We start from the raw sequence: 12,764 nt of genomic DNA, 5'->3' as shown, positions 1-12,764 counted from the left end.
CTAATGGGCTGCGGATATCAGGCCGAGACCGTTGCCGAGGCCATATCGCTGGTCGATGCAACCGCTTCCGGACTCTGCAGTGCCTTATTTAAAGGCGCTTTTTTCGTTACGGGCTTCTTCGCCTGGGCTTTTCTGACTGCGGCCTTCTTCGCCGGCGCCGGTTTTGTCACTGCCTTGACCTTCCTTGCAACGGCCTTCTTTGCGACGACCTTTGTTCCTGCAACCTTTCTGGTCGCGGCGTTCTTCACTGCTGCCTTGGTGGCCGGAGCAGACTTCGAGGTCGACGATACCTCCTCCGCTGCTGCGATCAGAGACTTTGAACGATCCCTGACACCCGCCAGCCATGCCGGTGTCCGACCGCGACCACTCCACGTCGCACCACTCCTGGGATCGCGGTATTTCGGCGCCTGGGGACCCCGTACATAGCTGCCTGCTTTTGCCGTCTTTTTAGCGGCAGGAGCCGGTTGCGCGGTGCTGTCGTCGACCAGGAACTTCGTCCGGTCTCTGGCGCTCGCGATCCACGCCGGGGCGCGGCCGTGTCCCGTCCAGGTGGCGCCCGTTTTCGGATCACGATACTTCGCCGATGCTGTCGGCCTGGCAACCGTCGTGGCGCCTGGCTTGCGGCCACGCTTCTTGTCGCCGACGTGTGCTTCGATATCCGCGACGCTCAAGCCATGCTTTTCCATCAGGTCACGAATCTTTGCGATGACGGTGGACGACTGGTTTTTGATGAGAGCTTCGGCTCGCGCCTGAAGCTTTGTGATTTGTGCCTGTACTTTTTCGAGCGTTGCCATTTGTTCCCCCCTTGATTTAGCGATGGCCGCACTATGCCACACGGCATTGACCAGGCGCTAGTATCGCCGCGCGCCTGTCTTCCCGCTTCGTTGAAAGGCACGCGCACCGGGTTGAAGATCGCGAAGTATCAGGCTGGAGTTAGCGAGTGCGAACCTGCCAGTTCAACGCGCCCTTTTCCCTTCCGCTTCGCACGATACAACGCTGCGTCAGCGCGACTTATCAGGTCGCTGAGCGTATCGTCAAAACCGCACTCGTCGATACCTGCACTGAAGGTCCATCGAGGTTGATCTGCCTGTGTTTTGCTAACGCTCGCTGACGACAGAATGGATTCAATCAGTCCGGCCGCCTGTTCCCGTCCGGTCTGTGGAAAGAAAATTGCAAACTCTTCACCACCAAGTCGCCCGAAAAGGTCCGTACGTCGAAGCTGCCGGGACACCTCGATGGCAAAATTCTGCAGGACGCGGTCGCCGGCAGGATGCCCGTAATGGTCGTTGATGACCTTGAAGTCATCGAGATCAATGATGGCAACCGACAGCAGCGAACGGTCAGATAGAGCGCCCTTCAAAAGGGCTCCCCACGCAACAGGAGTTCACGTCTTGCAAGCAGACCTGTCAGTTCGTCGACTGTTGCGAGGCGTTGCGCATGATCCACGAGACTGTCGTTCACCAGCATCACGAGGCCGATTGACAGCAGTAGCAGCGAAAGGATGCCCGCTGAAATGAAGGCGATATTCCATGCCGACGGCTCCAGAACCCTCGCCGTGGGCTTTGCGAAGAAAACGCACTGAACGACTCTCGACGCATGTACCACCGTGCCTGCAGCCGCTCCCAGCAGGACCATCCAGTGACCATACTGGCGCCGACGCGACGTGCGGGAATTCCAGATGGTCCACCCCACGGCCAACCGTGTATAACCGAGCAGACCCGACATCACGGCTGCTCGCGCGTTCTCGTTGGGTGAAAACAGGGTCCAGTAAAACACCGCGCCGACCGACACGGCCAGGCCAAGGTGCTCGTATCGTCCGATCGTCGGCCGGCCGGCAAAGCGGCGACAGCCTTGCAAAATCAGCACCGCAGCCGTGAGGACACACGAACACGCAGTGAGTATGATCGGTGGCGGGTAACTGCCGCGCCTTGAAACGAGTATGCCAAATGCCACAAATAACATGCAGTGCGCGGCGAGCCATCGGTCAAGACCTGCAATGCGATGACGCGCGAGGCTGCCAAGCACGGCAGCGCTTGCGATGCATGACACCATGGCGACGACAAGAAGGACGTCAGTGCTGGACATTGGTCTGCTTACGTTGTTGTGAGCCTCAGCCTGTCGTTCAGGAAACGCCGCAGGGCTGTGCACAGGCGATCTCAGTGACGCTTTCGGAATCGCTCCCCAGACGGCCCCCCGAAAAAGCACGTCATTGCTCATCGAGCGAAATCCGCGTCTTCGCTACGACGCTTGCCCATCAGCGATGGCAGTCGTGTCTCTGAGACCGACGCATTTTATCTCGCGAGCCAGTTTGGAGGCGGTGTTTATCGATGATGATGGGCGCACTTCAGGTGGAAGCCTGTTGTAGCAACCATAATCCTGATGTTGTAAGGAAAGCCGTACCTCTCATGCCCCGACGCGTCACCAGCCCATTCTCAACTGATGCATTCACGGAAAAGAAGCCCAACGGGGCAGATCCGCGCGGGGTAATGAAAAGGCTTGTGCCGGGTTACGTTCCGGAGGGAAAACGACAGCGCACAGATGGTTGCCATGGTGCAGCGAGCCGTGTATTGTTCGCCCCGCTTACGATCAGGATTGCGGGCTTCAACGCGGAGTCGGTTTAACGGTGCAAACCAATACGATTGTTGAGCAAGACATCATGCATCTCGCCCGGGTCTTGCGCGCGTTCGTTTTTCGATGCACACCCGATGCCGTCACTACGGCATACTGGCGCAACCGACTTCACACTCTTTTCCAATCGCTACATCTCACCGACTACCAACGTCACTGGGTCCAGGAGCTCTTGCATGAGCTTCATGAGTTCGAACGACGGAGTTTGCACGACCGCTAGCGGCATGTACGTCGCGGTAAAGAAACTGCGCCACCGGAGACCCACTACGTCCGGGCCTGGCGAGTCCGTTCACTGACAAATGGCGCGATGTCTCCGGGCCGCTCCAGAAGATACTCCTTCCGGTTCTAAAAGAACTCACTACGGAGTGGCTGCTCCGTCGATGATGGGAACGTCGTCTCGCCCCCCGCATTGTGAGCGACCTGACTCGCCCGGATCTCGAGGTCAGAACCGGATTAACTCCTGGAAATCCTCACTTTTTGCTGGTTCTGATCGCCGGGACAATTGACAGATGCCGGCCCGCTTCCTGAATCCGCCGAGCCCGGTGGTGTTGCGGGACACTCATTTGAGTGCATGTTTTAGGGCATTTTCTTGACATACCGATTGTGATGCATCATAGAATGCACGTGCTTGCTGCATAAACAGATTAGCGAGCGCCTCCCAATTCGAAAGAGAGACAACCACGGCCATGGCAAAGACTGCAACGAAGGCTGCACCGAAAGTCGCCGCAAAAGGCAAAGCTGCTGCACCCGCTACCAGGGTTAGCGCAAAGGCTACAAATGTTACGCCGAAAAAGCCGGTCGCCGGTGCGCCCGTGAAGGAGAAGTTCACCAAGGCATCGCTCGCCGCGCACGTTGCACAGGCGGCCAACGTTGAGCCGAAGGCCGCAAAGGCCGTTCTTGCCGCACTGGAGGACATCATGCTCGGCTCGATCCATAAGAAGGGTGCTGGCGAGTTCACGCTGTCGGGTCTTCTGAAAATCAGTGTTCAGCAGATACCGGCAAAGAAGCGCCGGTTCGGCAAGGACCCCTTTACCGGCGAGGACCGCTGGTTCGACGCCAAGCCGGCAACCGTTCGTATCAAGGCGCGTGCGCTGAAAAAGCTGAAGGATGCTGCGGCTTAAATAGCGTCGCACCGGACGCTGGAGGGCTTCGGACAGGAGCCCTCCAGATTCGATGTGTTCGATGGCACCTGATGAGCGTTACGTCGACGAATATCAAACACGCAGCCCCCTCACCTTTCGCCCTACGTATTCCTGAGCGGGTGTCGCCGCGTTGCACGTATTAGACCGTTTCTGCTGCAAACGGGATAGCACAGATCCCTCGCGCTGGAACTGTGGCAACCGCGAAACCCAAAGCGTCACCCGTCTGGGTTATCCCAAGGGGGCGCCGAAACAGGGTTTTCGACGCAACCAAACTGCTGATGTCCCACGGTCGAGCCTGCAAGGGCTTTTCTCGCGGTCCCGGTACTATCAGAATGATCGAAGCCTTCAGCGGATCATTTCGACGCCGTACTCAAACCCAATGCCAACGGAAGCCCCCTCGCCGTTCGTTCGCCTTTCTCCCGACGTCGTCTTCAGTCGGGAAGTGCTCGGCCGTCGGCTTGAGGAAGAACCGTTTTCGCTCTCCAGCGGCGCTGTGCATCCTGCGCCGGGGCGTCCACGGGAAACCGACCGGAAAAGCGCAGTCCGGTCCGACGTCGCTCCGACTGAACAGCCATCCCTCTTCTGAGCATCGCTGCACTTCGACGGATCGCGGCCGACGATCTGAACATCCTCCTCACCCAATTCTTCCGCGACCGATCAGATTCATGATCTGAACAAACGCAGGAGCGCATCGCGAAGGTCCGATACGTCCAGCACGTGCTGCGCGCGTGTGAACGCGACGTAGAGCAGCCGCAGCTCGTCCTCCTCCACCGTCAGGCGACCATCGACGTATTTGAACAGGAAATCGTTGATGACTTTCACCCGCTTCCATTCGAGGCCCTTGGCACGATGCACCGTGGAGATCACGTAATCGGCCTGCGCTTCTGGCGTAATCCGTTGTGCCAGCGACCGCAGATAGCCGGTTCCGAATTCATCGACAATCCGCACGACGGGAAGCAGGTCGGCGCCGGCTGCGCTGCGAGCGAAAGTCTGTGCATCCTTCCACGTCTCAAACAGCGCAAAGGCTGCAGGTTTGTAGGCCCGCCGCCCCTCAAGCAGCCTCTCTGCCCCATCTGCATACGCAACAATTTCGGCGGGACTCATGCGGATCGACGGTCGGTGGCCCGCCTCCACGCCTGCGGCCAGATGCCAGATGGCTGATACGTTCTTGCGGCAAAGGATGGCGTCAACAGGTGGAGCGATCGTCGGGTCTTCGACGAGGATCGAGCCGATCGTGCCCTGGCCGCGAACGGCTGTCTGCTCGCCCAGCAGCCCGAGTAGCCGGCTGGCGAGCGTGGCGAACGTGTGACCGAAACGGAAGGACTCGGTCAGCGCGTGTTGGGGTGCATCGATCTGCGCCATGGCGTTCACTGCGCCACGCCATTCGTATATCTGCTGGTACGGGTCACCCACGTAGACGATCTGGGCATGTGGCTGCCGGTTCAGAAGCCACAGCATCACGCCATCGCTATCCTGTGCCTCGTCGAAGAGGATGAAGTCGGATTCGATGCGCGGATGCCCTTGCGCCCAGACCTTCAGATAGACGTCGGGAATGATGGCGCTGCGGCCACGCGGGTCCGTGCTCTCACTCCACAGACGCGCGACATAGGGGCTCAGTCCTTCCCGCAGCCAGTCGGCGGCTTTATCGTCGATCTTCTCGTCGACGGGGACATGGATCGCTTTCGGCGCGTCGTCAGCCGAGCGGCAGAACCTGCCCAGTCCATCGACAATCATGCGGCCGAGCTCGAACGGTGTCAGTTCGACGGTCTTTCCCGTCACGAGGGGCACCGCTACCGGACCGAGGCCATAGCGGGCAGCAAGTTCGTGAGGCGGCTCAGCGGGGTGGTTCACCCGCGCGGCAAGCGCGGGCGACACCGATCGGTAGGCCAGCGAGTGGACGGTTCCGGCCAGCACGTTGGGCGGAAAGCCGCGCCGCGCGTGCTCTGCAATCTCGCGGTTAAACGCCAGATAGATGCCACGCTGACGGGCGAGACGGTTTGCGACAAGCCGTAGCGTCGAGGTCTTGCCCGCACCCGCGTACGCCTTGATCTTGAGATTGCCGCTACCGGCGACAGCATCGACGATCGCCTGCTGTTCAGGTGTCGGTCTTATCAAACGGGCCATTTGCAGTTCGGGAGCAGATGAACCGACAGTCTACGCGGAACGCACAGGCCGCAATTGCAATGGGCCGCGCCAACCGGGCAACCACGGCGTCCAGCGAACTGGACAGAATCCGGTCCGTCCCTGGACGTAGTCGTCCCGAAGGTCTTGGACGTGTTGCACATCGGGTGAAAGTCCTGCGGCGTTCATTCCTCGAACCTGCCGCACATTGCGTCCCAGGATGAGCGAAAGGCACCGCATGCAGCACTGCCGACTGCCAGGCAAGGCGTTTTCGACGACATCGCCTCGTCTATAATCAGGATACCCAGAATATTCACATCGCATGGAGCCGTATTTTATGAGTCAAGCCCGCGGGCGCTATGCGGGATCCCGGCGCGACGGCCAACGCCAACCTCACCACGAGAAAAAATCTCCGCCCCAACGGCAGGGACCACCGTATGTGAAGGCGCCTCCTCGAGACTCCGCCCAGACTGCCTCCATCTTCAAAACACGATCGTTTCAGTTTCTGGTCGATGCGGTAGGCGCAGAGAATATCGCCATAGCACTCGAATCGAACATGACGCGCGTGGCCGAACTGATGAAAGGCGAGAGGTTCACGCCCGAGACCGCCTTTCACATGGAAACCACGCTTGGGTTACCGCATGGCTTCTTTGACCAGCCCAATCCTGCGCTCGCGGACGAGACCATCGCTCGTCTGAAGTCACCGCTCGACTTCGTTCAGATCGATGAAGGATTCGACGCAGAGTCCGAAGCACTTGAGCCGGCTCCTGCCAGGACCGTCGACCAGCAACCAGTTCCTGAAGATAGTTTGTCCGAGGAAGCGCAAATGCCAAAGAAAGTAGCTGGCGGCTCGCCGGGAGCCGTCAAGAACAGTCGAAGCGGAACGGCCGAACAGCCTAAGGCTCGCGCGCCACTCAAGGCTTCGACTTCGAAAGACAAGGCGTCTCCTAAAACGCCCCAACAGCAACCGCTGGCATTGAGCGACAGCGCCGAGGTGGAGAACATCCGGCGCGCTAACCTCCACCTTCTCACGAGTCGCAACGGATCGAAAGTAAGACTTGGCGTGGTCATGGAGATGAGTGGATTCAACATCGCCGATCGGCTACATGGCAAGAAGCGCATGGACAGTGTCGAAGCAAACCGGTTCACGGAGCGACTGGGTTTGCCAACTGGCTGGCTGGACATGCCGCGTACCGAAGCCGAGATTCCAGAGTCGGTGTCGCGTATGCTTGCGCCTGCTCCGCGTGGTCGCGTATCCGCCCAACAACACGAGCCGCTTGCGACTGCAACAGACGATGGTGCGCCAGGGAAGAAGCTCGCCAAAGCGAAGGCGCACACGACGCGCTCGCGTACGGGCGACCCGGGCAATTCGGAAAGCCCCTCACCTGTTTCGGCGGATGTCGCGGGAGAGCGAGAGACGATCGTCGTCAGCCCGCAAGCTCGTGTAAATGACGTCTCCGACGATCTCGCCAGCCGCTCACCGGACGAAATTGAGGGCGAGGCCTCGGCAGCCAAGCAAAATCCGGCTCCACTCCCGATCGCTTCCGTGACCAGCCTGGACAATCTTCACGGTATTGCACCGATAGCAGAAGCATTGATCAGGACGCTGGCAGGTAAGGCACGCGCGGGTCGGCTGGACGAATTGAAAGCGCTGGAACTTTTGCAGCAAGCGGTCTTGCTGTAAGTCGTTGGCGGCGTCGATCGGCCAACGATGCCGCCGCTGATCCGTCGCTGAAGACTGAAAAAAGATCATATACAGCCGTCAATTCCTCGCGGCGTCGTCTCTTCGGGACGACTGCCAACGGCGTCACGTCATTCGCGCTGTCAGCAACCCGGCCAATGCAACATCTGCAATACCCAGACCGAGTGACTTGAACACCGTTACGTCGCCTTGCGCGGGATGAACAATCTGAGGCGCTACGAGCACGGCACCCAACTCAACCACTTGATTCCAATTGACAATACCTGGCGCGGCCATCAACAGATCGCCTGCTTCGATTCGCGCCTGCTCCCGCGACTCGACCACGACCGTGCCGGCGCGCGCCAACAGTGTGTCGTCGAGTTCACGCGCATCGGGTTTGCTCGAACCAATCGCTGCGACGAACGCGCCCGGCTTCACCCACCTGCCGTCGAACAGGGGCGTCGCGCTTCGCGTTGCGGTGACGATCACGTCGGCGGCCTGCGCGGCGGCTTGCGCGTGACTGGCTTCAATCAGTTTGTCGGGGAAATGCGCCTGCATTTCTGCGACTGTCTGCGCAACATGGTCGATCCCGACGATCAGTACACGCTCGATTCTCGAATCGTCGGCGAGCGCCCGAATATGGGCTCTGGCCTGGCGGCCAGTCCCGAACACCGCGAGTACACGCGCATCATGACGGGCGAGCGCGTCGCTCGCGATACGCGTGACGGCAGCAGTCCGGAATTCGGTCAGCGCGTCGCCGTGGACGATCGATATCAACTGTCCGTCCACGCTCGAAAAGAGAGGGATCACGAAATCGAACCGTCCCTGATGCGTCGAATAGACTTTTGCGCCGCACACGCCCGCGCGAGGCAGGATTGCTCCCATCGTACTGATCGACACATGGTCGCCATTCGTTCTGACGCGCGGTTGAACCGACGCGCGGCCCGCGCCGTGTTCGGTGAGGGCAACGCGCAGTTCGGCAATAGCGTCGCGCATGGTGATGAGGCGGCGCACCTGGTCGTCGGTAATGAAATGCATGATGTGTCGGGAGATCGAGAGTTGTTCGTGAAAGGAGCACGCTTTAGTAGCGCTCGAAGACCGCTTGCAACGCGTTCGTGTCCGCGTCTTGTGTGAGCGCCAGCATGAGAAGAAGGCGAGCCTTCTGGGGGATCTGATCGTCGACGGTGATCCAACCGTATTCGTCGTCGGGTTGTGCACCGTTGCGTAATATGATGCCGTTCCCAGTGCGGGATGCGCGAACCACTCGCAAACCTCGCCGCGCGGCATCTCGCAGCGGCTGCAGCAGATGGCTGGCGATGTTGCCGTTGCCGGTGCCCGCAAAGATCAGCCCGCGAGAGTCAGCGGCAATGGCTTCAACCGCATCGGACTCCAGCGAGCCGTATCCGTAGACAATCTCGACCTTGGGCAAACTGGAAAGACGGTCGGGCGACCACGGCGTGTCCAGTGTATGCGCCCGGGCCGGACGGCGGTAGTAATGCGGGACGCCTTCGATCACCCAGCCGAGCGCACCATAGGGCGAGCGAAACGCATCGAGCTTGAAGCTGTTGCTCTTCACGACGTCGCGTGCGGTATGTATCTCGCTGTTCGCGACAACGAGCGTTCCGATGCCGCTTGAGGATGGATGCGCTGCGACCGCGATCGCATCGTAAAGATTGAGCGACGCATCGGAACTCATCGCCGACGGTGGGCGCATCGATCCGACCACGACCACCGGTTTTGCACTCTTGAGCGTGAGATGCAGAAAGTAGGCGGTTTCCTCGATCGTATCGGTCCCGTGTGTGATCACTACGCCATCGATATCCTGCCGTGCGAGTACTTCTGCAACGCGCTTGCCGATTGCAAGCAGATGCTCGTTATTGAAGTTCTCAGAGCCGGTTTGCAATAACTGCTCCGAGCGCAGATTGGCCAGCGCTCTGGCCTGAGGGAGTGTGTCAAGAATCTCGTCGATGCCGAGCACCGAGCACAGATAGGCGGACGTGTTGATGGCGGCTTTGCCCTGGCCGGCAATCGTGCCGCCGGTGCCGATAACCAGGATGTTGGGCTTTGCGGTCATGCGGGTTCGATCAGATTTGAGGAAGGCGCATGCTGACGCACTCGCTTTCTTGTGTGATTCGCGTTGGAGGCGTGCCACGCGATGCGTGGCTTACCCGATGACGGGACTGTAGTGCGGCCCAATGCGGAGAAATTGCATTGATCTGCCGGAAAGTAGAAGAAACGCGACAGGTGCGAAGGAGGTGGGACGCAATGTGATGGGCTTAGGCCCCGCGTGTTCAGGCAACCCCGGCGGTTCGCGACGCGCGCAGTTTGCCCGGCGTAACCCCGTACGCTTCGCGAAATACGCGAATGAAATGCGCCGAGTCGGCGAAGCCACACTCGTACGCGATGTCGGTGATTTTGCGTGCCGTATTGACGAGCAGCCAGCGTGCGTAACGCAGCCGCATGCGTCGATAGAACTCGTTTGGCGAGGTGTCCATCTCCGCCATGAATGCGCGCTCGAGATTGCGGACGCTGGTGCCGATCATTTTCGCGATGACGGCGATATTCAATGGCGCTTCGAGGTTCTCTTCCATCAGCAGCACTGCGTGGCGCACGGTTGCGTCGCCGACGGAGAGATAGCCGAGCGCGGCACGCCGTTCGACAAACGACGAGCCGCCTTGACGGCTCACCGTCATCTGATGAATCACCTTCGAGGCGCGATCCGGTCCGCAATGCAGGCTGATCAGGCGCGCGGCCAGTTCGACCACGGAAATGCCGCCTGCACAGGTGATGCGGTTGCCGTCGATCAGATAGTCCGCATGGGTGATTACGCGCAACGCCGGAAACATGCGTCGGTAGTCTTCGAGATGGAAGCTGTGCACGCAGGCTACGTAATTTTCCATCAGACCTGCTCGCGCCAGTACGAAGCTTCCAGTGCACATCCCGACAAGCGGAATGCCCTCCTGAGCGGCCAGTTTCAGATAGTCCCAGGAGCGGCGGTCGACGTGATCGAGATCCGCCAACAGGCCGCCGATCACGACCAGATAGTCGAATTGCGCGAGATCCGGAAATGCGGACTGTACCTGCACGGGAATACCGCAACTTGCTTCGACCGACTCGCCTTGCACGCCGATGATCGTCCACAGGCAGCGCAACTGTCGGCTCTGGTCGCCGCGATCCGCTGCATGGCGCAGTGCATCGCATAACCCCGCTAGCGACAGCATGGGAAATCGTGGCCATAGCAGGATGCCGACGCTCAGTTCCGCTTCGGACCGGCTTGGGCGCGTCTGAAGCGTGCGCGGCAGCGCGTCCAGCTGCTCGACCAGCTCATGTGCCGTTTGCGCCACGGGCGGGGAAACGTTCGAAGAAGGGGCAGCGGTCGGCATGCGCGAACTCGTGGGTGGTTCGTCCGGATTATACGGCGACGGGCGACGCTCGGACCTTCGTGAATGCCTGCCGCAATTCTTCTATTTCCCGGCAGATCGATTCAATGCCGCCGCATTCTGATTGCATAAATTTTGACCTGCCGACGGATGACGCCGCGCTGCCAGGCGCGAACGATCTGTCGAAAGCGGGATTCGGCCGCAACTGGAGCGTGTGCGGTTCGTGTATCCGGTCGATGGGCGGCGTTGGTCGTTCGTCGCGGTCAACCACAACTATTTTTTGGGTGAAGCATGAGCAAGATCACAACTTTGAGTCGCGTCGCGACTGTCGGCATATTGGGAACGTTGGCGATCGTCGCAGCCGGCGTCGCCGAGGCTGACGAGACGGTAAAGATCGGCGAAGCCGCGCCCGTGACCGGGCCAGCTTCGTATCTGGGCAAGGACACCGAGAACGGCGCACGTCTCGCTATCGAGGAAATTAACCAGAAAGGGCTCGTGATCGGCGGGCGGAAGATCACGCTGGTATTCGACGCCCAGGACGATGCGGGCGATCCCCGTCAGGCCACGCAGGTCGCGCAGAAACTCGCTGACGACAAGGTCGTCGCAGTGGTTGGGCACATGCAGTCCGGTTCGACGATCCCCGCGTCGAAGATCTATAACGACGCGGGCATCGTGCAGGTGTCGCCGTCCGCGACGAATCCGGCGTACACGTTGCAGGGTTTCAAGACTGCGTACCGAGTGGTCGCCACCGATGCGCAGCAGGGTCCGACGCTGGCCGACTACGCGGCGAAAACACTCAAGGTGAAGACGGTAGCGATTGTCGACGATTCGACTGCTTATGGGCAGGGACTCGCTGTCGAGTTCGAGAAGCAGGCGAAGGCGAACGGCATCACGGTGCTTTCGCACGATGCGAGCACCGACAAGGCCGTCGATTTCCGCGCGATCCTCACGAAGATCAAGGGCGAAAAGCCCGATGTGATCATGTACGGCGGCCTCGATGGCACGGGCGGCCCGTTCGCGAAGCAGGCAAAGCAACTCGGCATATCCGCGAAAGTGCTGGCGGGTGATGGCCTGTGTGCCGACGATCTTGCCAAGCTCGCAGGCGATGCAGCCGACAACGTGATCTGCTCGATAGCCGGTGCACCGCTGCTAAAAATGGCCGAAGGACCGGCCTTCGTCGAACGTTACAAGAAGCGCTTCGGGTACGCGCCGGTGCTGAACTCGCCGTTTGCGTATGACGCGGTGGGCGTCATCGTCGATGCAATGAAGCGTGCGAAATCCACCGAACCGGCGAAGATTCTCGCCGCGATGCCAGCCACCGATTACCACGGCGTGCTTGGTCAGACGCAATTCGACTCGAAGGGCGATCTGCGGCACGGCGTGATTTCGCTTTACAAGTACGTCGACGGTAAGCAGGCGCTGCTCAGCGTGGTGGAGAAGTGACGGTCCTTCAGCGTTCCTAAAGACGCCTGCCTCCGGTGTGGTCACATCGCCTCGCTCGACGCGCTATCGAGCGCGCGCGTTGTACCACTCGACGGCATCTTCACCGGCGGGAATGTGATGCCAATCGCTATGTCACTTCTGAGCGAAGTTGGCTTGGCAGGCTTCACGAGAAAGGCAAAGAGACATGAGATGAGGTGCGACGATAACCAACGATTGGCTGCCGCGGCTGACGCAGACGCGGTCATGCAAACGGTTGTGCTTCGTAAGCGAACTGCTGGCGTTAAGGTTTGGAGCTGACCGGTTGCGCCACAGGGCCGCGAGGATTCTGAATTTTGGTCTCACCGTAGCTAGGGACTTTCCCTGAAAACC

Annotated in this window: 10 protein-coding genes; 3 read left to right on the top strand and 7 right to left on the bottom strand. The window is 60.0% G+C overall.

Translation table 11 applies throughout. The annotated features are described in order from the left end of the window. Positions 1-17 precede the first annotated feature (17 nt). The 3 genes from H1204_RS31275 to H1204_RS51690 all read right to left on the bottom strand — a co-directional run bounded on the left by H1204_RS31275 (position 18) and on the right by H1204_RS51690 (position 2,085). Positions 18-794 (bottom strand): H-NS family nucleoid-associated regulatory protein, encoded by a 777-nt coding sequence (locus H1204_RS31275; protein WP_180734434.1) that lies wholly within the window; start codon positions 792-794, stop codon positions 18-20. Between the two features lie 128 nt (positions 795-922). Further along, the gene (locus tag H1204_RS51695) at positions 923-1,360 is read right to left on the bottom strand and encodes a GGDEF domain-containing protein (protein WP_243468922.1); all 438 of its coding nucleotides are present in this window, start codon (positions 1,358-1,360) and stop codon (positions 923-925) included. Beyond that, positions 1,357-2,085, bottom strand: a complete 729-nt coding sequence (locus H1204_RS51690) for a hypothetical protein (protein WP_243468921.1) — start codon at positions 2,083-2,085, stop codon at positions 1,357-1,359. The genes H1204_RS51695 and H1204_RS51690 overlap by 4 nt, the downstream gene beginning before the upstream one ends. Positions 2,086-3,314: 1,229 nt before the next feature. On the opposite strand from H1204_RS51690, the gene H1204_RS31265 reads away from it, so the two are divergent. Continuing rightward, positions 3,315-3,749: an HU family DNA-binding protein gene (locus H1204_RS31265; protein WP_180734433.1), complete on the top strand. Its 435-nt coding sequence runs from the start codon at positions 3,315-3,317 to the stop codon at positions 3,747-3,749. A 684-nt stretch (positions 3,750-4,433) separates the two neighbouring features. On the opposite strand, the gene H1204_RS31260 is transcribed toward H1204_RS31265, so the two are convergent. Further along, positions 4,434-5,894, bottom strand: coding sequence for a UvrD-helicase domain-containing protein (locus tag H1204_RS31260; protein ID WP_180734432.1), 1,461 nt, complete (start codon positions 5,892-5,894; stop codon positions 4,434-4,436). Positions 5,895-6,228: 334 nt separating this feature from the next. Here H1204_RS31260 and H1204_RS31255 point away from each other — a divergent pair, with 334 nt between their 5' ends. Next, on the top strand, positions 6,229-7,575 hold the full coding sequence (locus tag H1204_RS31255; RefSeq protein ID WP_180734431.1) for a hypothetical protein: 1,347 nt from the start codon (positions 6,229-6,231) through the stop codon (positions 7,573-7,575). A 123-nt stretch (positions 7,576-7,698) separates the two neighbouring features. Here H1204_RS31255 and H1204_RS31250 read toward each other — a convergent pair whose 3' ends face one another. The 3 genes from H1204_RS31250 to H1204_RS31240 all read right to left on the bottom strand — a co-directional run bounded on the left by H1204_RS31250 (position 7,699) and on the right by H1204_RS31240 (position 10,955). Beyond that, a complete protein-coding gene (locus H1204_RS31250) occupies positions 7,699-8,610 on the bottom strand; it encodes an ornithine cyclodeaminase family protein (protein ID WP_180734430.1) in 912 nt (303 codons plus the stop codon). 43 nt (positions 8,611-8,653) lie between these two features. Further along, positions 8,654-9,646, bottom strand: a complete 993-nt coding sequence (locus tag H1204_RS31245) for an asparaginase (protein ID WP_243468920.1) — start codon at positions 9,644-9,646, stop codon at positions 8,654-8,656. Positions 9,647-9,863: 217 nt separating this feature from the next. Next, the gene (locus tag H1204_RS31240; RefSeq protein ID WP_180734428.1) at positions 9,864-10,955 is read right to left on the bottom strand and encodes a GlxA family transcriptional regulator; all 1,092 of its coding nucleotides are present in this window, start codon (positions 10,953-10,955) and stop codon (positions 9,864-9,866) included. Positions 10,956-11,243: 288 nt separating this feature from the next. On the opposite strand from H1204_RS31240, the gene H1204_RS31235 reads away from it, so the two are divergent. Beyond that, complete coding sequence (locus H1204_RS31235) at positions 11,244-12,395, top strand: branched-chain amino acid ABC transporter substrate-binding protein (RefSeq protein WP_180734427.1); 1,152 nt, start codon at positions 11,244-11,246, stop codon at positions 12,393-12,395. Positions 12,396-12,764: the final 369 nt, after the last annotated feature.

The organism is Paraburkholderia sp. PGU19, from assembly GCF_013426915.1.
Taxonomy (GTDB): Bacteria; Pseudomonadota; Gammaproteobacteria; order Burkholderiales; family Burkholderiaceae; genus Paraburkholderia.
Note: the sequence above shows the minus strand (reverse complement) of the source record. Positions and strands in the feature narration are given on the sequence as shown.